This is a genomic window from Saccharopolyspora sp. NPDC045941 (genome assembly GCF_056431445.1).
The window spans coordinates 1-19,616 of the sequence record NZ_JBWKKU010000010.1; the positions used below are offsets into that span (position 1 = coordinate 1).

General features: G+C 70.7%; 21 protein-coding genes. 14 read left to right on the forward strand and 7 right to left on the reverse strand.

Features of this window, described 5'->3' with window-relative positions:
* Positions 1 to 308 precede the first annotated feature (308 nt).
* The 5 genes from AC07FN_RS10245 (at position 309) to AC07FN_RS10265 (ending at position 4,288) form a co-directional block, all read left to right on the forward strand.
* A complete protein-coding gene (locus AC07FN_RS10245; RefSeq protein ID WP_478395340.1) occupies positions 309 to 1,631 on the forward strand; it encodes a sensor histidine kinase in 1,323 nt (440 codons plus the stop codon).
* Between the two features lie 75 nt (positions 1,632 to 1,706).
* Positions 1,707 to 2,120 carry a roadblock/LC7 domain-containing protein gene (locus AC07FN_RS10250; RefSeq protein ID WP_358394275.1) on the forward strand — a complete coding sequence of 138 codons (414 nt, stop codon included), beginning with the start codon at positions 1,707 to 1,709 and terminating at the stop codon, positions 2,118 to 2,120.
* Positions 2,120 to 2,479, forward strand: a complete 360-nt coding sequence (locus AC07FN_RS10255) for a DUF742 domain-containing protein (RefSeq protein WP_478395341.1) — start codon at positions 2,120 to 2,122, stop codon at positions 2,477 to 2,479. Before AC07FN_RS10250 ends, AC07FN_RS10255 begins: the two co-directional genes overlap by 1 nt.
* A 43-nt stretch (positions 2,480 to 2,522) precedes the next feature.
* Positions 2,523 to 3,059 carry a GTP-binding protein gene (locus AC07FN_RS10260; RefSeq protein ID WP_478395494.1) on the forward strand — a complete coding sequence of 179 codons (537 nt, stop codon included), beginning with the start codon at positions 2,523 to 2,525 and terminating at the stop codon, positions 3,057 to 3,059.
* Positions 3,056 to 4,288, forward strand: a complete 1,233-nt coding sequence (locus AC07FN_RS10265) for a cytochrome P450 (RefSeq protein ID WP_478395342.1) — start codon at positions 3,056 to 3,058, stop codon at positions 4,286 to 4,288. Before AC07FN_RS10260 ends, AC07FN_RS10265 begins: the two co-directional genes overlap by 4 nt.
* A 216-nt stretch (positions 4,289 to 4,504) precedes the next feature.
* Here AC07FN_RS10265 and AC07FN_RS10270 read toward each other — a convergent pair whose 3' ends face one another.
* On the reverse strand, positions 4,505 to 5,200 hold the full coding sequence (locus tag AC07FN_RS10270; RefSeq protein WP_452615771.1) for a response regulator: 696 nt from the start codon (positions 5,198 to 5,200) through the stop codon (positions 4,505 to 4,507).
* On the reverse strand, positions 5,197 to 6,771 hold the full coding sequence (locus tag AC07FN_RS10275; RefSeq protein ID WP_478395343.1) for a sensor histidine kinase: 1,575 nt from the start codon (positions 6,769 to 6,771) through the stop codon (positions 5,197 to 5,199). Before AC07FN_RS10275 ends, AC07FN_RS10270 begins: the two co-directional genes overlap by 4 nt.
* A 714-nt stretch (positions 6,772 to 7,485) precedes the next feature.
* Between AC07FN_RS10275 and AC07FN_RS10280 the strand changes: the two genes are divergently transcribed.
* Positions 7,486 to 7,782 carry a hypothetical protein gene (locus AC07FN_RS10280; protein ID WP_478395344.1) on the forward strand — a complete coding sequence of 99 codons (297 nt, stop codon included), beginning with the start codon at positions 7,486 to 7,488 and terminating at the stop codon, positions 7,780 to 7,782.
* Positions 7,783 to 7,810: 28 nt separating this feature from the next.
* Here AC07FN_RS10280 and AC07FN_RS10285 read toward each other — a convergent pair whose 3' ends face one another.
* The gene (locus tag AC07FN_RS10285; protein ID WP_478395345.1) at positions 7,811 to 8,503 is read right to left on the reverse strand and encodes an SDR family NAD(P)-dependent oxidoreductase; all 693 of its coding nucleotides are present in this window, start codon (positions 8,501 to 8,503) and stop codon (positions 7,811 to 7,813) included.
* A 204-nt stretch (positions 8,504 to 8,707) separates the two neighbouring features.
* On the opposite strand from AC07FN_RS10285, the gene AC07FN_RS10290 reads away from it, so the two are divergent.
* From AC07FN_RS10290 to AC07FN_RS10315, 6 genes are all read left to right on the forward strand, one after another.
* Positions 8,708 to 9,070 carry a winged helix-turn-helix transcriptional regulator gene (locus AC07FN_RS10290; RefSeq protein WP_452615774.1) on the forward strand — a complete coding sequence of 121 codons (363 nt, stop codon included), beginning with the start codon at positions 8,708 to 8,710 and terminating at the stop codon, positions 9,068 to 9,070.
* A 114-nt stretch (positions 9,071 to 9,184) separates the two neighbouring features.
* Positions 9,185 to 11,089, forward strand: a complete 1,905-nt coding sequence (locus AC07FN_RS10295; RefSeq protein ID WP_478395346.1) for a primary-amine oxidase — start codon at positions 9,185 to 9,187, stop codon at positions 11,087 to 11,089.
* 86 nt (positions 11,090 to 11,175) lie between these two features.
* Positions 11,176 to 11,562, forward strand: a complete 387-nt coding sequence (locus tag AC07FN_RS10300) for a YchJ family protein (RefSeq protein WP_358572664.1) — start codon at positions 11,176 to 11,178, stop codon at positions 11,560 to 11,562.
* Between the two features lie 432 nt (positions 11,563 to 11,994).
* Positions 11,995 to 13,605 (forward strand): DHA2 family efflux MFS transporter permease subunit, encoded by a 1,611-nt coding sequence (locus AC07FN_RS10305; RefSeq protein ID WP_478395347.1) that lies wholly within the window; start codon positions 11,995 to 11,997, stop codon positions 13,603 to 13,605.
* Positions 13,606 to 13,788: 183 nt separating this feature from the next.
* A complete protein-coding gene (locus AC07FN_RS10310; RefSeq protein ID WP_478395348.1) occupies positions 13,789 to 14,532 on the forward strand; it encodes a MerR family transcriptional regulator in 744 nt (247 codons plus the stop codon).
* A gap of 127 nt (positions 14,533 to 14,659) precedes the next feature.
* Positions 14,660 to 15,286, forward strand: coding sequence for a hypothetical protein (locus AC07FN_RS10315; RefSeq protein WP_478395349.1), 627 nt, complete (start codon positions 14,660 to 14,662; stop codon positions 15,284 to 15,286).
* 176 nt (positions 15,287 to 15,462) lie between these two features.
* Here AC07FN_RS10315 and AC07FN_RS10320 read toward each other — a convergent pair whose 3' ends face one another.
* The 4 genes from AC07FN_RS10320 to AC07FN_RS10335 form a co-directional block, all read right to left on the reverse strand.
* A complete protein-coding gene (locus tag AC07FN_RS10320; RefSeq protein ID WP_478395350.1) occupies positions 15,463 to 16,662 on the reverse strand; it encodes an MAB_1171c family putative transporter in 1,200 nt (399 codons plus the stop codon).
* Positions 16,659 to 17,216, reverse strand: coding sequence for a M48 family metalloprotease (locus AC07FN_RS10325; protein ID WP_132490478.1), 558 nt, complete (start codon positions 17,214 to 17,216; stop codon positions 16,659 to 16,661). The genes AC07FN_RS10320 and AC07FN_RS10325 overlap by 4 nt, the downstream gene beginning before the upstream one ends.
* Before the next feature lie 73 nt (positions 17,217 to 17,289).
* Complete coding sequence (locus tag AC07FN_RS10330) at positions 17,290 to 17,700, reverse strand: helix-turn-helix domain-containing protein (RefSeq protein ID WP_452615780.1); 411 nt, start codon at positions 17,698 to 17,700, stop codon at positions 17,290 to 17,292.
* Between the two features lie 244 nt (positions 17,701 to 17,944).
* Positions 17,945 to 18,373, reverse strand: a complete 429-nt coding sequence (locus tag AC07FN_RS10335; RefSeq protein ID WP_478395351.1) for a DUF4267 domain-containing protein — start codon at positions 18,371 to 18,373, stop codon at positions 17,945 to 17,947.
* 90 nt (positions 18,374 to 18,463) lie between these two features.
* On the opposite strand from AC07FN_RS10335, the gene AC07FN_RS10340 reads away from it, so the two are divergent.
* Positions 18,464 to 19,033 carry a TetR/AcrR family transcriptional regulator gene (locus tag AC07FN_RS10340; RefSeq protein WP_478395352.1) on the forward strand — a complete coding sequence of 190 codons (570 nt, stop codon included), beginning with the start codon at positions 18,464 to 18,466 and terminating at the stop codon, positions 19,031 to 19,033.
* Between the two features lie 76 nt (positions 19,034 to 19,109).
* Complete coding sequence (locus AC07FN_RS10345) at positions 19,110 to 19,607, forward strand: GNAT family N-acetyltransferase (protein ID WP_478395353.1); 498 nt, start codon at positions 19,110 to 19,112, stop codon at positions 19,605 to 19,607.
* Positions 19,608 to 19,616: the final 9 nt, after the last annotated feature.

Consider the following 19,616-nt stretch of genomic DNA (forward strand, 5'->3'; position numbering starts at 1 on the left):
AGGGGGGAGGGGGCGACAACGTGGGGGAGGGTGGTGGGGTGTTGGGGGGTGCGGGTGGGGTTTGCGGTTTTTTTTTGGCTTTCCCTTTTTTTCCCTCCCCCCCCCCCCCCCCCCCCCCCCCACGGCCCCGTCGTGCGTCCGGCACCGTGGCATCCGGTTCTGGAAATGTCATCCAACTGTGAGTTAACCGAATGCAGGCTCGGATACGATCGTGGGCCAATGGCGAGTCCGCCAGCTCAGCCCCGCTACCGACCGGCCACTTAGGACCTCATTTGATGCCGACCCGCGTCTCCGTTCACCGTCGAGGAGTGCGGCTGCCGCTGCTCGCTTTTCCGGCCGCACTGGTCGTCACCGGCGGCGCCTGCCTGTGGGTCTCCCTCGCCGCACCGGTCGGTAGCCAGGCGCTCGTGGCCTGGTACGGCGGCGTCCTTTCGTTCCTGCTGTCCGCCGCGATCGCCGTCGCGATCCGCGGGGCGCAGCTTTTGCGCCAGGCGCGGGCGGATTCGGCGGCGCTCGACGCGGAACACGCGCGGCTCGCCGGTGAGGCGCTTCCGGTCTTGGCGCACCGGATTCGCGGCGGCGTCGCCGCGGACGCCGCTGCCGCCGAAGCGGCGCCGTCCTTCGGCATCGCGCACCAGCGCGTCATCCGGGCCATGGCGCAGGAAGTCGCCACCGGCGAACGCATGCGCGCCGCGGCCATGGCCACCTGCGCCAACGCGGCCGGTCGCATGCAGGCGCTGGCGACCAGCACGCTCGCCGACCTCCGCGAGATGGAGAACCGGCACGACGAGGACGTGCTCGCGGACCTGCTGAAGCTGGACCACAGCACGGCGCAGGCCGGGCGGCTCGCGGACAGCATCGCGGTGCTGACCGGCGCCCGCTCCGGCCGCCGCTGGACCAAGCCGATCGTGATGGAGAGCGTGCTGCGCGGCGCGATGGGCCGGATCAGCTCCTACCAGCGGGTCCGGCTGCATTCCACCAGCACGGTCGCGGTGGTGGGTTACGCCGCGGAAGGCGTCATGCACGCGCTCGCGGAGCTGATGGACAACGCGACCCGCTTCTCGCCGCCGGCGGAGGAGGTCCACGTCTACGTGGAGGAGCTCCACACCGGCGTCATCGTCACCATCGAGGACAGCGGCCTGGTCATGAGCCCCGCCGCGCTGGCCCGCGCCGAGCGCGCCGTGTCGGCGGAACCGCTGGACCTGGCCGCGATGTCGGGCACCCGGCTCGGGCTCGCCGTGGTGGGCCAGCTGGCCCGCAAGCACGGCCTGACCGTCTCCTTCCGGTCATCCTCGCGCGGCGGAACCGGCGTCGTCGTCCTGATCCCGCGGCAGCTGATCACGCAGCCCCGGCCGGAGTCCGCGCCCGCCCCGAGGCAGGAGTCGGAAGCCCCCACGATCACCACAGCGCCGGTCGCAGCCGAAAGCGCCGATCCGGCACCGGAAGCCGGCGAGCCGAACGCGCTGCCGAAGCGCCGCCGCGGCAAGACGCTGGCCGCGGCGCGACCGGCCGCCACCGCGCCGGAGGAGTCCGAGCCGCCCCGGCCGCGCCCGGACGCCGGGGCGCGGTTCGGCGCCTTCCGAAACGCCCGCCGCGATGCACCGTCCACTTCGGACGACGACTCTCGATGACGGCCTGACCGCCTGGACAACGGATTGGAGGCGCGGGTCGGTGCCGGGATCCCGGAGCACCGCCCCACAGCTGCGATGACCACGACAACTCGCGACCTCGATTGGTTGCTGGAGAACCTGCTGGAGCGGACGCCCGGCACCCGGCACGCCCTGGTGCTGTCCAAGGACGGCCTCAAGCTCTGCCACACGCCCGGCCTGTCGGTGGACCAGGCGGATCAGCTGGCCGCCATCGCCTCCGGCATCCAAAGCCTGTCCTACGGGGCGTCGGTCGAGTTCGGTGACGGCAGCGGCGGCGTCCGGCAGTCCATGACCGAGTTCTACGGCGGCGTGCTGTGCATCGTGGAGGCCGGGGTCGGCGCGCACCTCGCCGTGCTGGCCGCCGACGACGCGGACGTCGGCGTCGTCGGGCACAACATGAACGAGCTGGTGGAGCAGATCGGCGAGTACCTGAGCTCCCCGCCGCGCGACGACGACCCGGCCGAGGCGTGATGGCCAGGCGGTTGGTCGACGAGGAGGACCCGGACCGGCTCTACACCGTCACCGGCGGCCGCAGCCGGCCCACCGAGGACACCTTCGACCTGGTGACGCTGATCGTCGGCGAATCCGATCCGACCCCGGGAATGCAGTCCGAGCACGCCAAGATCCTGCGTTTGTGCCGCGAGCCGGTGGCGGTGGTGGAGCTGTCCTCGGACCTCGGGCTGCCGGTGAGCGTGGTGAAGATCCTGCTCTCCGACCTGCTCGACATGGGCAAGATCACCGCCCGCCACCCGTCCTCGAAGCGCGTCGAGGCGCAACTGCCCGCCCCCGAATTCCTCAAGCAGGTGCTCGTTGGACTCCGGAACATCTAGTCGCGTCCCGCTTCGCGACACCGCCGCGGACGGCCTGAAGATCGTGATCGTCGGCGGCTTCGCCGTCGGCAAGACCACCATGGTGCGCTCGGTCAGCGATATCCGGCCGCTGAGCACCGAGGAGACGATGACGCAGGCCGGCATCGGCATCGACGAGACCGGCGGTGTCGGCGGCAAGTCGACCACGACGGTCGCGTTCGACTTCGGCCGCATCACGCTGGACGAGCGCCTGGTGCTGTACCTGTTCGGCGCGCCAGGCCAGGAGCGGTTCTGGTTCGTGTGGGACCAGCTGTTCTCCGGGACGCTCGGCGCGGTCGTGCTGGTGGACGGCCGCCGCCTGGCCGATTCCTGGTACGCCATCGACCGCCTCGAACACCACGGGATGCCGTTCGTGGTCGCCTGCAACAACTTCGGCGAACCGGAGCACAGCCCGGCGCAGGTGCGCGACGCGCTCGACCTGTCGCCCGAGGTGCCGCTGATCGACTGCGACGCCCGCGACCGGGAGTCCAGCAAGGCCGTGCTGGTCGGGCTCGTCGAACACCTCCACGCCCTGTCGACCGCCCGGGAGGCCACGCGGTGACCAGTCCCAACAAGTCTTCGGCGGACGAGGACACGCACGCCGGGGCCGCGACGTTCTACGGTCCGCGGTTCCAGAACAACCCCGAGGAGGTCTACCGGGAGTTGCGGCGCGAGCACGGCACCGTCGCGCCGGTGCTGCTCGAAGGCAGCGTGCCGGCGTGGTGCGCGCTCGGCTACCGCGAGGTCCACCACGTCACCAGCAACCCCGACCTGTTCGGCCGCGATTCCCGCCGCTGGAACGGCTGGAACTCGGTGCCCCACGACTGGTCGCTGCGGCCCTACGTCGAGCCCCAGCCGTCGGTGGTCTTCACCGAGGGCGAGGACCACCGCAAGCGCGGCGGCGCGCTGGCCGAGGCGCTGGCCGATGTGGACGAATTCGACCTGCGGTCGCAGGTCGAGCAGATCTGCGACGGCCTGATCGACGGCTTCGCCGGCCGCGGCGAGGCGGATCTGATCGCCGAGTACACGCACCAGATCCCGCTGCTGGCGCTGCTGAAGATCTACGGGCTGCCGGACGAGGAGGCTCCGACGCTGGTCCGGGACGTGGCGCTGTCCGCCGAGGAGGGCGACGAGGCGGTCCGGGCGCACGAGCGGGTCGTCGCGCGGATGCTGGCGCTGGTGGGGGAGAAACGCGAGAACCCCGGCCGCGACGTGCCCTCGTTCCTGCTTGCGCACCCGGTGGGGTTCACCGACGAGGAGATCGCGACGGACCTGTTCATCACGATGGGCGCGGGCTATCTGACCACTTCGGACTGGATGGGCAACACCATCCGGCTGATGCTCACCGACGAGCGCTTCGCGGTGACCCTCGCGGGCGGCCGCCGCAGCGTCGGCCAGGCCCTCAACGAGGTGCTGTGGGAGGACACCCCGACGCAGAACTTCGTCGGGCGCTGGGCGACCCAGGACACGCGGCTGGGCGGCAAGCGGATCCGCAAGGGCGACCTGGTGGTGCTCGGGCTGGCGGCGGCGAACACCGACCCGCAGGTGCGGCCGGACTCCTACGCGGGCGCGGCGGGCAACCAGGCGCACCTGTCGTTCAGCCACGGCGAGCACGGATGTCCGTTCCCCGCACAGGAAATCGCGCGGATCATCACGACGACGGGCATCGAGGTGCTGCTGGACCGGCTGCCGGACGTGGCGCTGGCGGTGGCGCCGGAGGGCCTGGTGTGGCGCCCGTCGGTCTGGATGCGGGGCCTGACGGCCCTACCGGTCACCTTCACCTGGTACTGATCCCAGAGGTGCACGGCCCCGCCGAGCGCCCACCAGCCGCGCTCTGCGTGCCCACGCGGGCACCAACCCCCGCCAGACCGAGGTGGACCGCAATTTCAATGGAAATCAGAGGTTTGATTTCCATTGAAATTGCGGGAGTTGTCCACAGCCTTCGGTGTGTCGTGGGCCGGCGCGCCGGAGGTGTGCAGTTTCAACGGAAACTGTGGATGAACGGGTTCAGCGGGTCCAGTGGTAGCGGCGTTCCGGGCGGCCGGTGCCGCCGTAGCGGAGGCGGACCTCCGCGCGGCCCGAGGCCACGAAGTGTTCCAGGTACTTTCGCGCGCTCACGCGGGAAACGCCTGCGGCGTCCGCGCATTCCGCCGCCGACACGTCGCCGTCGGTCGCGGTCGTCTCGCGCAGGATGCGCTCGACGATCTGCGCCGTCTCGGTGGCCAGCCCCTTCGGCGGCGCCGCTCGGTGGGTCCGGGTGCCGAAGATCTGGTCGACGTCCTGCTGCGCGGCGGGGGAGTCGCCGGGCAGTCCGCTGAGCTTCTGGTGCAGGGCGCGGAAGTTCTCCAGCTGGTCGCGCAGCGCCTCGTAGCTGAACGGCTTGATCAGGTAATGCAGCGCCCCGCCGCGGATCGCGCCGCGCACGGTGTCCAGGTCGCGGGCCGCGGTGATCACGATGACGTCGGGGTCCGCCGACGGGCGAGCGGTGCTCGCGCGCAGCTCCCGCAGCACCGAGAGGCCGTCCATGTCGGGCAGGTAGATGTCCAGCAGCACGAGCTCCGGGCGCAGCTCGTCGACGGCGCGGATCGCGTCCGCACCAGTGTGCGCCACCCCGACGATCTCGAACCCGTCGACGCGGGCCACGTATCCACTGTGGATCTTCGCGACCATGAAGTCGTCGTCCACCACCAACACCTTGATCACGATCCCGGCCCTTCCAGCGGCAGCCGCGCGGTGAACACCGCGCCGTGCGCGTTGTGCACCTCCACCGAACCGCCGCGACGATGACAGATCTGCCTCGTCAACGCCAGACCCAGGCCGCGTTCGCCGCCGCGCGCGGCCTTGGTGGTGAAGCCGTGCCGGAACACCTCTTCGACGATCTCGGCGGCCACCCCGGGCCCGGAATCCCGCACCACCGCGGTGACTTCGTCGGTGCAGCGCAGGTCGATCTCGATCCATCGGTCCGCGTCAGCCGGACCGGCTTCGAGGGCGTCGAGCGCATTGTCGATCAGGTTGCCCAGCACCGTGACGAGGTCGGCGGACAGCTCTTCGTCGATCTCCGGCAGGTAGCTGCCCTCGTTCAGGCGCAGGCCGACGCCGCGTTCGGCGGCGAGGCTGGCCTTGGCGATCAGCAGCGCGGCGGTGGCCGGGTCGTGGACCCGCGCGGTGACCTCGGCGTGCCACTGCTCGCGGGTGTGGCTGACGCGGTGCACGTAGCGCTGCAGCTCCTCGTACTCGCCCAGCTCGACCAGCCCGGAGATGATGTGCAGCCGGTTGCTGAACTCGTGCGCCTGGGCGCGCAGGGTGTCGGTGGTGTCCCGGTGCACCGCGAGTTCTCGTTGCAGGTCCACGAGCTCGGTGCGGTCGCGCATGGTCACCACGGCGCCGACCGACGAGATCGGCATCCGGTTGAGCACCACGACCTTGCCGCGCCGCAGCACGATCTGGTCCACGCCGTCGGTGCGGCCGGTGAGCACGTCGCGGGCGCGGTCGTTGAGGTCCAGCGAGTCGATGTCGCTGCCCACGCAGTCGGCCGGCAGCGACAGCAGGCGCCGCGCCTGGTCGTTGACCAGCGTGATGCGGTTCTGCTCGTCGACGCCCAGCACGCCTTCGCGGACGCCGTGCAGCAGGGCCTCGCGGTGCTCGACGAGCCGGGTGATCTCCTGCGGTTCCAGGCCGAGCGTCTGCCGCTTCACCCGCCGGGCGAGCAGCACCGATCCGGCGATGCCGAGCACCGTTGCGAAGGCCAGCAGGGTCAGCGGGTTCTCCGGCGCCTGGCGCAGTCCCTGCAGCAGGTCCGGCGGATTGCGGCCGGCCGCGACGACGCCGAGGACGCGCGCGTCCTTGGAGATCACCGGCACTTGGGCGACGAGCGAATCGGCGCCGTCCACCTCGATCTCGCCGACCCACGAGCGGCCGCCCAGCGCGGTCTCGGACTTCGGCAGCAGCTGCCCACGCTGGCCGGGATCGGGCGAGGTGAGCACGATGCCGCGCTGGTCGGTGATGATCACGTAGTCGGCGCCGGAGAGGTTGCGGGTGCTCTCGGCGAAGATCGGCAGCGTGTCGCGCTTGTAGGGGTCTTCGAGGCTGACGCGCACCCCGGAGGTGGCGGCGAGGTCTTCGGCGACCGACAGCATCTTGCGGCCCTCGGTGGCGCGGAACGCGGCGTCGGTCTGCGCGACGGAGAACACCGCGATCGAGGCGAGCAGCAGGACGATGATCAGCAGCTGCCACCCGAGCAACTGCCGAGACAACGATCCCTGCACCCGCAACACCGCGCCCGCCTCCTCCACCGCCGGTCCGAACGTTAACCGCCGGGGTTCGGCGAACGCGCGGCACCCCGCCATCGCCGCAGGTCAGCGATCGATTTCCGGGTGTGATCACCGGGTGCGCCGCTCGCGGAGCGCTTCGGTCGCGCCGACGTACTTCAGCCGCAGGCGGGCGAATTCCAGCCGTTCCCGCTCGGGCCGGTCCCCGGGCGATGTGCTCGTGCGCTTCGCGCTGCTGCCGCCGGAATCGGTCCAGCAGCTCGGCGCCGTCCGGGCCGGTTCCGCGGGGAATCGGCCACCGCTCCCGGTTACAAAAGTGACAAAAGTTTCGTTATGCACGCAACGGCGACAGTGCGGTGGTGGCGGGGCAGCATGGCATCACTCGGCTCTCGACCGCGGCGACGAACTCCCCGTGCACGCAGTGCGTTCGTCGCCGTCGGCGGGTCCTCCGGCCGACGAATCCCGGGTGATTCCGCGGCGCGGTGCGCAGGCCGCGGAATCGCGGGAGGAGGAACGGGTGGACACCTGACACCCCCAGGTACCCACCTCGTGGTGGCCCGGTCGCACATCCCCCGGCGACCGGGCCACTGCTTTCCCGCCGGGTGCGGCTCGTCCCCCGAACTCGGGAACCGGTTGCACGGCACGGTGATGCATCCGGCGGCGGTGATCGAGTTGTGGTGGCGTCTCCCACGGCAATGCCCGACTCCAGGGAGGTTTTCCATGCGTCGTCCACTCATCACTGCGCTGCTCGGCGGTCTGGTCGTATTGGGGGCGTCCGGCACCGCCGTCGCGGCTGAAGGGACTAAACCCCTCGGGCTGGACAAGGTCCTCACCGCGACGGTGCTGGACGCGTCCTCGCACGACGGGGAGTCCCACGACGGAACCGCGCACACCACCAACTCGTCGCCGGACGAATCCGAGCCTCAGACCAAGCCGTACCCCAAGCCACAACCGCCGACCAAGCCCCAGCCCCAGCCCGAAACTCAGCCGCAGTCCGAAACTCAGTCGCAGGACTAGCACCCGGGACCGCGTCGCGCCCGGTCGGCTACGGGCGCGGCGCGGCGGTGCTCCTGACGAGCGATTCGAAGGCCGCGACGTCGCCGATGATTTCCTCGGCCCGCTCCGGCGATTCGTACAGTCCGAAGTAGCGTTCGCCCACCTCGGCGGCGTTTTCTGCGGTGACTCCGGTGGCGATCGTGACCGCCGCGGCGTGGACCCCCTTCGGTGCGAGCTCGATGTGCAGCGCGTGCGCCCAGTTCCGCAGGCCCGCCATCGCCAGCCCCACGTTGCCCAGGAAAGGCGCGGGCACCAGCGACGACACCCCGGTGGTCAGCAGCAGCGATCCGCGGCCGCGCGCCACCATGCCGGGGAGCACGTGGCTGACGGCGGTGACCGCGCCCAGCGCGCACAGCTCGAACTGCGCGCTCGCCGCATCGGGATCGGTCTCGGCGGCCGAGGTGATCGGCGCTTGCGGACCGGGGCTGTATTCGAGCACGTCGATCGGTCCGAGCGCGCGCTGCGCTTCGTCGAGCGCGCCGGTCAGCGCGTCGCGGTCCCGCACATCCGCCGGGTGCGCGGTCGCGGTGATGCCGCTGCTCTCCAGGTCCTGGACGGATTCGGCGAGCCGCGCCGCGTTCCGCGCGATCAGCCCGACCCGGAACCCGCGCCTGCCGAACGCCCGCGCGACGCCCATCCCGAGCCCCGGCCCGGCCCCGACGACCACCAGATTCTTGTGCACCAGCTTCCCTTTCCGCGTCACCGCTGGTCACCGGCCGGGTGCTTGTCGTGCCGCTATGGCGGCACAAGGCACACGCGGCCGTCCGCCAGCGGGAACGGCTGAACTTTCCAATGCTTATCTTTTGTGCGCAGGCACATCATTTGGTACCAACGGAGTCGGCACAAGACGGCACATTCCTGTCGGTGACGCACACGGAGGTAACCATTGACCCGCGCCGATGCAGTGGAAGCAGCGGCCTGCCAGGAGGTGCTGGGAATCCTGGCGCTGGTCGGGGACAAGTGGAGCCTGCTGGTCGTCGGGCAGCTCCGGGACGGGCCGCTTCGCTTCGGCGAACTGCACCGCGCCGTTCGCGGCATCTCGCAGCGGATGCTCACTCTGACGCTCCGCAAGCTGGAACGCGACGGCCTGGTCAGCCGCTCCGTGCACGCGAGCGTGCCGCCGCGCGTCGACTACGCGCTGACCGAGCTCGGCGACTCGCTGCTCGGCCCGGCGCTCGCGCTCGGCGAGTGGGCGATCGACCATCGCACCGAGATCGTGGCCAACCGGCTTCGCTACGACGCGCGCTGAGCCGGCCGGCGCGGTTGCGACGATCCGGTGATCGTGGTGATCCGCTGGACGAAGCCCCCTGCGCCAAGGGAATCTGGGGCGATCCGGGGCGACCGAGACTGGAGAGGTCAGGCGATGACGAAGCATCCGCTGGAACCGTTGAGCTCCGACGAGATCGTGCGCAACCGCGAGGTCCTGCAGGGCGCGGGACTCCTGCGCGATTCGATCCGGTTTCCCCTGGTACAGCTGGAGGAACCGGCGAAGGCCGTGGTGCTGGCGGGCGGCGACTTCGACCGCCAGGTGCGTTCGGTGCTGCTCGACACGAAGACGGGGGAGCTGACCACCACCGTGGTGTCGCTGACCGGCGATCGGGTGGTGGAGCGGCACACCGTCGACCCGGTCGAGCACGGCCAGCCGCCGGTGATGCTGACCGAGTACGAGCTGGTCGAGAAGATCGTGCGCGCCGACGAGACGTGGCGGCAGGCGATCCGCGACCGCGGCATCGACGACATCGACGAGGTGCGGGTCTGCCCGCTGTCCGCCGGCTGGTTCGGCGTCGCCGGGGAGACCGGGCGCCGGATGCTGCGCGCTCTGGCATTCGTGCAGAACGACCCGGACGAACTGCCGTGGGCGCACCCGGTGGACGGGCTGGTGGCCTACGTCGACGTCATCGAGCAGCGCGTGCTGGAGGTCGTCGACGACCGCCACCTGCCGGTCCCGGCGGAAAGCGGCAACTACCCCGACCAGGAGCTGTTCGGCCCGCGGCGCGACACGCTGAAGCCGATCGAGATCACCCAGCCCGACGGCCCGAGCTTCGCCGTCGACGGCCACGAGGTGCGCTGGGAGAACTGGCGCTTCCGCGTCGGTTTCGACCCGCGCGAAGGCCTGGTGCTGCACCAGCTGTCGTTCCGCGACGGCGACCGGGAGCGGCCGGTGATCTACCGCGCCTCGGTCGCCGAGATGCTGGTCAACTACGGCGATCCGGCCCCGGCGCGGTTCTGGCAGAACTACTTCGACTCCGGCGAGTACTCGCTGGGCAAGCTCGCCAACGAGCTCACCCTCGGCTGCGACTGCCTCGGCGAGATCCACTACTTCGACGCGGTGGTGGCGCAGGAGGACGGCGCGCCCCGGACGCTGCGCAACGCGGTGTGCATGCACGAGGAGGACTTCGGCGTGCTGTGGAAGCACACCGACGTGTTCACCGGATCGGCCGAGACCCGGCGGCAGCGGCGGCTGGTGATCTCCTTCTTCAGCAGCGTCGGCAACTACGACTACGGCTTCTACTGGTACCTCTACCTGGACGGCACCATCCAGCTGGAGGTCAAGGCCACCGGCATCGTGTTCACCTCGTCCTACCCGGCGGAGGGCTCGCGCTGGGCCAGTGAGCTCGCCCCCGGCCTCGGCGCGCCGTTCCACCAGCACCTGTTCAGCGCGCGGCTGGACATGATGGTCGACGGCACCAGCAATGCCGTCGACGAGGTGCAGGCGAAGCGCGAGCCGATCAGCGCGGCGAACCCGCACGGCAACGCCTTCACCCGCAGCGTCACCCGCCTGGCGCGGGAGAGCGACGCCGGACGGGAGGCCGACCCGGCCAGCGGACGGGCCTGGCACGTGGTCAACACCGAGCGCACCAACCGGCTCGGCCAGCCGGTCGGGTACGCGCTGCACCCGCAGGGCTATCCGGTGCTGCTGGCGGATCCCGGTTCGTCGATCGCGAAGCGCGCCGAGTTCGCGACCAAGCACCTGTGGGTCACCCGGTACGCGGCGGACGAGCGCTACCCGGCGGGGGAGTGGGTGAACCAGAGCCACGGCGGCGCGGGCATCCCGGCGTTCACGGCGGAGGACCGCGGTATCGACGGCGAGGACATCGTGCTGTGGCACACCTTCGGCCTGACGCACTTCCCGCGCGCGGAGGACTGGCCGGTGATGCCGGTGGACCTCTGCGGCTTCACCCTCAAGCCGGTCGGCTTCTTCGACCGGAACCCGACGCTCGACGTCCCGCCCGGCAACGGCACCGCGTCGCACTGCCGCGAGAGCTGACCGGGGGTCGTGAGTGCGGAAGCCGGTTCTTACCGGTTCTCGCACTCACGACCGTCGGTTCCCCGCGCTGATGAGAAGCTGTCGGGGTGAGCACCCCCAAGCGATGCCCCTGCGGCCTCGGCGAACCGTTTGCCGAGTGCTGCGCCCGCCTGCACGCCGGCGAGCGCCGCGCGGCCACGGCCGAGCAGCTCATGCGCTCGCGGTTCAGCGCGTTCGCGGTCGGCGACACGGCGTACCTGCTGGCCTCGTGGCACCCCTCGACCCGGCCGGACTCGCTGAGCCTCGATCCCGACCAGCGCTGGGTCCGCCTCGAAATCCTCGACCGCACCGGCGGCGGGCCGTTCGACGCGGAGGGCACGGTCCGGTTCGAGGCGCACTACCGCCTGGGCGGGCGCGCCGGAGTGCTGACCGAGGACAGCCGCTTCGTCCGGGAGGACGGGGCCTGGTTCTACGTCGACGGCGACCACGACTGACCGCAGTTTCCATTGAAACTGCGGTCACGACAGCTCGGACCCGCCCGCGCGGGGCGCTGTGCTAGGCTCCGCGTCGACATCTCACCGTGGGCACTTCCCATCGTGGACGTAGCCTCGCCGATCAGCTTTCCTCACGTCCGATGACGCGAGAAAGGTGGGAGTCACACCACATCGCAGCAAGGTGTTCTGAGATGGTTGTGACAATCGGGCGAGCAGACCTGCGTTTTGCCTTCGAATCACCGCATTCCGGCTCTCCGCGCGCCGAACTCGGCGCAGCTTCCGGCAATTCTCCGAAACCCGGGTTCTAGGGCGTCTCCGCGACGTCACCGGAACGCCCACATTTCCCGGACCGGTCATGGGATCCGGGCCCGAGGCCGCGTGCTTCGGCTCCCGGATCGCCGACCGGTGCCCGAATTCTCGGAGGTAATCGGAGTGCTGGAGAACAATTCCGCCGACCGGTCAGCGGCGCGACGCCCGTGGCTGGTGCTCGGCATCCTCTGCGTCGGCTTCTTCATGTCGTTGCTGGACGCGACGATCGTCAACATCGCGGTCCCGACCCTGATCGACGGCATCGGCGCCTCGTACGACCAGGTGCTGTGGGTGATCGATGCCTACCTGCTGGTCTTCTCGGCGCTGTTGATCACGACTGGACGGCTCGGGGACACCTTCGGGTACCGGCGCCTGTTCCTGATCGGCATCGCAGCCTTCACCGCCGCATCCGCGCTCTGCGGACTCGCGAGCACGCCGGGGCAGCTGCTCGGCGCGCGAGTGCTGCAGGGACTGGGCGGAGCGCTGCTGTTCCCGCAGGTGATCTCGTCGATCCTGAAGATCTTCCCGCCGCGGATGCGCGGCCGGGCGTTCGGCGTCTTCGGCGCGATCGCGGGTCTCGCGCCGATCCTCGGCCCGGTGTTCGGCGGGTTCGTCGTCGCCCACCTCGGCTGGCGCTGGATCTTCTTCATCAACGTCCCCATCGGGGTGGTCACCGCGGTGCTGGTCCTGGCGTTCGTCCCGGAACTGCGCGTCGCACGCCCGCACAAGATCGACCTGGTGGGCGTCGTGCTCGCCACCGCGGGCCTGAGCGGGATCGTGTTCGGCCTCATCGAGGGCGAGCGCTACGACTGGGGAACGATCAGCGGGCCGATCGGCATCCCGTCGGTCATCGCGGCCGGCATCGTGCTCCTGGCGCTGTTCGTCGGCTGGCAGCACGTTCAGCGCGGTGAGCCGCTGATGCCGCTCGGTCTGTTCGCCGGGCGGAACTTCGCGGCCGGGAACTGGATCGGCTTCGTCTTCCAGCTGGGCATGATCGGCACCGCGTTCGTGCTCGTCCTCTACCTGCAGATGGCGCAGGGGTATTCGCCGTTGGAAGCGGGGTTCGTCCTGCTGCCCAATGCCGTTCTCACCGCGATCGGCTCGGCGTATGCGGGGAGACTGGCCGACGAGATCGGGGGCAAGCGCGTCCTCGCCGCGGGGATGATCATGCTCGCGCTCGGTCTGGTGGTCATCGCCGCGATGGCGGGGCCGGACTCCGGGGCCTGGCCGCTCCTGCCCGGCCTGCTGATCATCGGCATCGCCAGCGGTGCGACGTTCGCGCCGTTGCAGCAGGTCACCATGGACGGCGTCGATCCCAGGTTCGCGGGTGCGGCATCGGGGGTCGCAGGCACCACGCGGCAGGTCGGCGGGGTGCTGGGCACCGCGTTGGTGGGCGCCGTCCTGGCCTCCTGCCTGAACTCGGCCCTGCGCGGCGAAGCGGAGCTGCGCGCGGACCAGTTGCCCGCGGGGTTGCGCGCGCAGTTCGTCGAGAGCGCGGTGGCCGGGGGAGGGCGGTTCAGCCCGCCGTCGGTGCCGGCTGGTCTGTCACCCGAGGACGCCGCCCTCTTCGCGCGGCTGGGCCAAGAGGCGTTCGCGGTGGGGTTCGTCAACGCGATGCAGGTGGTGCTGCTGGCGTCTGCCGGGGTGCTGGTGGTCGCCTCGTTGTTCTGCTTCGCGCTCAAGGGGAACGACCGAGCCCCGCGAGGCGAAGCGGCCAAGGCGGACGCTGGCTGACGTTCGACGGAGCAGCGGGCGCGGCGGAGGCCACGCCCGCTGCTCGGCGGCGAAGGGATCGTGCTCGCGCGGCGCTGCCGGCGTCCGTCGGCTTCGCCCCGTCCGAAGTCGGCCGGTTCGGGCGACGCACGGGCGCGGCCCAGGTCGCGGCGTGGTTCGAACAGGGGAACTAGACTTCGTCGAGTGGCGGACTACCGGATCGACGATCTTGCTCGGGCTGCGGGCACGACGGTGCGCAACGTGCGCGTCTACCAGGACCGGGAGCTGTTGCCGCCGCCTCGCCGGGAGGGGCGCACGGCGATCTACTCCGACGCGCACCTGGTGCGGCTGCGGCTGATCATCAACATGCTGGAGCGCGGCTACGCGTTCGCGCAGATCAAGGAGATGATCACGGCCTGGGAGTCCGGGCGCAGCCTCGGCGAGGTGCTCGGGCTGGAGGAGGTCGTCGGCGCGTCCTGGGCGGACGAGGCGCCCCGCGCCGTCACGGTGGGGGAGCTGCGCGAGAAGTTCGGCAAGCAGTTCTCCCCGTCGAACATCAAGCGGTCGATCGAACTGGGCCTGCTGGAGCGCCGCGGCCGCAGCTTCGTCTCGCCGAGCCCGCAGCTGCTGGACGCCGGAGCGGAGCTGGTCAGCCTCGGCGTGCCGCTCAACGAGGTGCTGGACCTCGCCGAGCAGCTGCAGAAGGACATCGACCACGTGGCGGAGATCCTGGTCGAGGTGGTGCGCAAGCACGTGCTGACCCGCCCGATGCCCAGCGACGACGAGATCCCGTACTACTCCGACGTCCTGCAGCGGCTGCGGCCGCTGGTGATGTCCGCGCTCAACGCGGCCGCGGCGCGCTCGGCGGAGCGGGTCATCCCGGGCGTGCTCGGCGACAAGCTGGTGGAGCTGCTGGTGAACACCGGCAAGCCCAGCGAGGCGTCCTGATCGGCGTGGCCGACCGCTCGTGAGCGGTTCGGATCGCCATGGCACTCCGAAGTGCTCATGAGGCACCCAGATCTGTCCCATGTGGACACCGGCGCGCGACGCCGTGACCTGAGCTCCAGAGGAACCCATGACCAACGCAGCACCCGAGACCGACCCCGTGCCGACCCGGCGGTCCGGCAAGGATCGCGCGGCGCGCCTGCTCACCGAGGTCTTCGCGCCGTGGGTGATCGTCGTGCTGCTGCCGCTCGCGGTGGCCTGGCAGGCCACCCGCGCCCTCGGCCCCACCCTGGGCTGGGGGCTGCTGGTGTCGGCCACGAGCAGCATCCTGCCGATGGGCGTGATCGTGTGGGGCGCGAAGACCGGGCGGTGGGACAGCCACCACGTGCGCGACCGCGCGGGCCGGTTCGTGCCGTTCGTCGCGCTGATCGTCATGAGCCTGATCGGGCTGGGACTGCTGGTCGCGTTCGGTGCGCCGTGGCTGCTGATCGCCCTGGACATCGCCATGATCGCCTCGCTGTTCGTCACGGGCGGCATCACGGTCTGGTGGAAGGTGTCCATGCACTCGGCGGTGGCCTCGGGCGCGGTGGTGATCCTCGCCGTGGTCTACCACCCGGCCTACCTGGTCCTGGTGCTGGTGGTGGCGGCGGTCTCCTGGTCCCGGGCGCAGCTCGGCGACCACACGCCCGCGCAGGTCACCGTGGGAGCGTTCGTCGGCGCGGTCGTCGGCGGCGGCGTGTTCGCGGCGCTGGTCTGACAGCCCGCGGCGGTTTCGCGCGAAAACGCGACCTGGCATGCATGGATGTTGGTGATTTCGCGCGAGATCGCCATCCGGCACGCGTGGGCGTTGGCGATTTCGCGCGAAACCGGCGTTCGCCGTGCCTGGTGGTGGCGGTTTCGCGCGAAAACGACGTCAGGCGAGCCCGGTCGCCGCTAGGGCGTCGGGTCCGGGAGGTCGGCGCGGGCGCGGTCCCGCACGGTCGACACGATCGGCGAGCGCTCGAAAGCGCGGCCGACCTGGATCAACCAGCGCGCCTCGGTGTGCAGGTCGGCGGCCACGCCCCGGTAGGGCGCGGTGGCCGCGCCCGGTTCGGTTCGGTGCCGGTGGCCCGCGGCGTGCGCGTCCAGCGCGGCTGCCAGGCCGGCCGCCTCCACCACCTGGTGGGTTGCCCGCTCGTCGAGCCCGGCCTCCTCGGCGGCCCGGCGGGCCCAGTGGCCCGCCTCGGGGTGGACGAAGGACCGCAGCACCAGCTGCGCGTCCCGGATCTCCACCACCCGCCGGTACAGCGCGAACTGCGCGTTCGAGGCGACCGCGCCTGCGGGCAGGGTGATCTGCGGCAGCTCGTCGGCCAGCCGACGCCACAGCGGATGCAGCTTCCGGGCCTGGAACTTGGCGCGGCACCAGGTGATCGGCATCGCCACCCGAGGGCCCCAGACCGGCATCGTCGCCCCGACGGCCACCAGCGCCACGCACGCCCCGGCGCACGCGCCGCCCAACGGGTCCAGCACGCCCGGGTCGTGCCCGGCCACCGCCGACACGGCGGCGGCGATCTTGGTCAGCGCCCAGCCCGCCGAAGCCACGCAGCCGGCCTGGATCGTGCGCAGCCCGGCGCGCAACCAGCGACGGCTGCTCTGGGCGATGTAGTGGCGCAGGAACCAACCGAACACCGAGGTGGCCCACCCGATGTAGAGCGCGAACACGGTGACGTAGGCGGCCACCGCCGGGCGGTCGGCAAACGCGGACAGGAACTCGGGGTGGAACGGGATGCCGGCGGCGATCATCAACGCCGTCATGGTGGCCGCGGCGACGGCGGCCACCAGCACCTGGGCGCGCATCATCCGCCGCGCCCGCGTGCCGTCGTGCACCAGGTGGGTCAGCAGTCCGTGGACGCACACACCGGCGACCATGGCCAGGATGTTGGCCACCAGCCGGCCGAGGTTCGGCATCGGTTCCCAGGCGGACACCCAGAGCAGCGAGGCCGGGGCCACCAGGGCCGCCGACAGGCCGACGAAGCCGATCGCGCCGCACAGGTAGACCACGCTCGGCGTCAACGAGCGCCGCGACTGCACGAGCTTCGTGATCGCCGCCAGCACGGCAACGATCCCCGCGCCTTGCAGGATGATGCTGATCATCGGAGTTTCTCGGGCCCTCGGCGGCGTGCGCTGTCGAACGTCGCCTGGATCTGGCGGAGCGTGCGGCCGCTCTTCGCGTCGAGCTTGCGCACGCCGCGGATCGGCGCGGGCACGCGGCCCGCGCGGTACAGGTACAGGCTCGCCACCAGCTCCGCTTCCTGCTCGGTGGTGGCATCGAATGCGGAGCGTCCCAGCACGCTCTCGACCAGCTCCCGCGGCAGGTCCGGCACCAGCGCGGCCACCATCGGCGAGTCGGCGAGCCTGGTGTCCGAGTGCCCGCACACCAGGTGGCCGACCTCGTGCAGGATGATGTGCTCCTCGTGCAGCGGGGTGCTGGTCACGTAGCCGATCACGTCCCGGTCGGTGAGCGAGACGAGCGCCCCGCAGGGGCTGTCGAAGTCCACGGTGGACACCTGGCGGAGCTCGATCGGCCGGCCGCGAGCCTCGGCCAGCTCGGCGATGAACGTCTGCAGGTCCCACGGCGCGGGCAGCGGCAGCGCGGCGGCCAGCTCCTGGCACCGCGCCGTCAGATCGCGATGGTCGGATCGTGTCACGTCCCGATCGTGGCTCACCGGCAGCACCAGCCGTGCGCAGCGGAACGATGTCGGATCCGAGTTGTGACCGCGCTCATGACTCATCGCGACCGGCGGTGCTGTTGGAGCGGCGCAGGTCTTCCACCACGCCCCGGATCCGGTCGGCCTGGGCGGCGGTCAGTCCGCGCAGGCTCACGGACTCCACGCCTTCTTCTTTCAGGGCGCGCAGTTCCACCAGCGTGGCCAGCTGCGCCCGGATCTTCTCGCCGTGCTCGCTGTTGTCGAACGTGTCCAATGGCACGCGGAAGAATGCGGCCAGCGCTTTCAGGTGTTGCCAGCCGGGATTGGGCGATTCGCCGGAAAGGATCTTGTAGAGCTGCGATACCGACATTCCCGTCGCCGCGGCGATCGTCTTGACGTCGTACGGTCTTCCCGTTTCGGGGCTGGGGAAGGATTCCCGCAGCCACGCCAGCCGCTCGGCCAGGGCGGCTCCTGGGTCAGCCATCGCACTCACTCCGAAATCACAGCACGCGTGCCCACCACGTCGTTGACGATTTCTCACATTCTAGACTACCGTCTGATCGGATTACACGATCGTGGAATTCCGGGGGGTCCGGAACCTGGGGGTGTGCCAGGCGGCGCACGGGTCGCGCGTCGACCCGTGCCCTGCCTGGCACCAGGGGCTGAACCGGCGGCCCGTCCCGGTGCCTTTCCCGAAGACGCCCGTCGGCTGGGCGTACTGCTGATCGCTACGCCGTCGCGACCTGGCGGGCCGGCGCGGTCGTGGTGGTGGGGAGCGGTCGTTCGCGGAGCAGGAGGATTCCTGCCACGACCACGACCACTCCCGTGGCCGCGTGGATGCCGAAGGCCGCCGCCGGTGTTCCGCCGTGGGTGAGGACCGCGATCGCGTCGCCGAACGCGATCATCGCGTCCGCCAGCGCCACCCAGCCCAGGGCTCGGCGTTGGCGCAGCGCTAACAGGATGAAGATGATCAGTGCGCAGGCCAGGTCGCGCACTCCCTTGACGACGAGGTAGCCCGCCGCGTCGCCCTGCGGCCAGTCGGGGATGCCGAAGCCCTCCGCCGCTCCGGTCGGGTCGATCACGAACCTCGTTCCGAAGGAGACCACGAAGAGGCCGAGCGCGATCATCAGGCCGGTGTTGAAGCGTCGCAGCGCCATGGCTGACTCCCTGTTGTCTAGCGGTGATCTGTTCTCTAGCGACGCTAGCAGTAGCTCTGCTTGATTGTCTAGCAGTGCTAGGATTTGGTCATGTCCGTGAGAGAGCGCAAGGAACGGGAGCGGGCCGAACGGCACCGGCTGATCATCGAGTCGGCGCGCGAGCTCGCCGAAGCCGAGGGCTGGGACGCCGTCACCACGCGGCGGCTGGCGGAGCGCGTCGAGTACAGCCAGCCGGTCCTGTACAGCCACTTCAACGGCAAGGACGCGATCATCGCTGCCGTCGCCATCGAGGGCATCGCCGAAATGACCACCGAGTTCCGCCGGGCTCGCCAGGGGCGTCGCGCCCCCAAGGCGGCGTTGCGCGCGCTGGCCGACGCCTACCTGAACTTCGCCCGGGACCGGCCCGCGCTCTACGAGGCGATGTTCGTGCGGCCCGTCGACATCCCGTTCGGCACGGAGGATTCGCCCGCCGCGCTCAAGGAGGCGTTCGGCGAGCTCATCGCGGTGCTCGAACCGCTGGCCGGTGACCGCGATCTGGAAACCCTCGCCGAGGTGTTCTGGAGCGCCTTGCACGGCCTGGCCATCCTGACCCGCGGCGACCGGCTCCGGGCCAGTCACCACAAGGCCCGCCTGGGCCTGTTGATCGACCAGTTCGCCTAGGGCCCCTCTGCCGGATCGCGGTCGGTCCTGCCGAAGCCCGGTGGTCGTCCGCCGACCGGCGGTAGCCTCGGCCCTTATGGCTTGGCTCCCCGACGACTTCGTCCACCCCGTCCACGTGCTCGTGCCCGGCACCGCGTTCCATCTGCGGCCGATCCGGGAGGAGGACGCCGTGCGCGACTACCCCGCCGTGATGGGCTCCCGAGAGCGCTTGTGGGAGATCTTCGGGCCGGCTTGGTCCTGGCCAAGGGAGACGATGACCTATGAGGAGAACCGCGCCGACCTGCTGCGGCACGAGAAGGAGATAGCCGCGCACCAGTCGTTCAACTACGCGCTGCTGGACGAGGGCGAGACGGCGCTCTTCGGCTGCGTCTACATCGACCCGCCCGAGCGCGCCGGCTCCGACGGCGAGGTGGCCTGGTGGGTGGTGGACGACCTCGTCGGCGGCGAGGTGGAGCGCGCGTTCGACGCGCTGGTTCCGCAGTGGATCGCCGCCGACTGGCCCTTCCGGCAGCCCCGCTACCTGGGCCGCGACATCACCTGGCAGGACTGGCTCGCGCTGCCGCGCACCTCCTGACACGCCCGG

Excerpts from the sequence above, each read along its gene's own strand:
- AC07FN_RS10250 (WP_358394275.1), top strand. The coding sequence starts at position 1,707 with ATGACCACGACAACTCGCGACCTCGATTGGTTGCTGGAGAACCTGCTG.
- AC07FN_RS10255 (WP_478395341.1), top strand. The coding sequence starts at position 2,120 with ATGGCCAGGCGGTTGGTCGACGAGGAGGACCCGGACCGGCTCTACACC.
- AC07FN_RS10280 (WP_478395344.1), top strand. The coding sequence starts at position 7,486 with ATGCGTCGTCCACTCATCACTGCGCTGCTCGGCGGTCTGGTCGTATTG.
- AC07FN_RS10295 (WP_478395346.1), top strand. The coding sequence starts at position 9,185 with ATGACGAAGCATCCGCTGGAACCGTTGAGCTCCGACGAGATCGTGCGC.
- AC07FN_RS10315 (WP_478395349.1), top strand. The coding sequence starts at position 14,660 with ATGACCAACGCAGCACCCGAGACCGACCCCGTGCCGACCCGGCGGTCC.
- AC07FN_RS10320 (WP_478395350.1), bottom strand. The coding sequence starts at position 16,662 with ATGATCAGCATCATCCTGCAAGGCGCGGGGATCGTTGCCGTGCTGGCG.
- AC07FN_RS10330 (WP_452615780.1), bottom strand. The coding sequence starts at position 17,700 with ATGGCTGACCCAGGAGCCGCCCTGGCCGAGCGGCTGGCGTGGCTGCGG.
- AC07FN_RS10335 (WP_478395351.1), bottom strand. The coding sequence starts at position 18,373 with ATGGCGCTGCGACGCTTCAACACCGGCCTGATGATCGCGCTCGGCCTC.
- AC07FN_RS10340 (WP_478395352.1), top strand. The coding sequence starts at position 18,464 with ATGTCCGTGAGAGAGCGCAAGGAACGGGAGCGGGCCGAACGGCACCGG.
- AC07FN_RS10345 (WP_478395353.1), top strand. The coding sequence starts at position 19,110 with ATGGCTTGGCTCCCCGACGACTTCGTCCACCCCGTCCACGTGCTCGTG.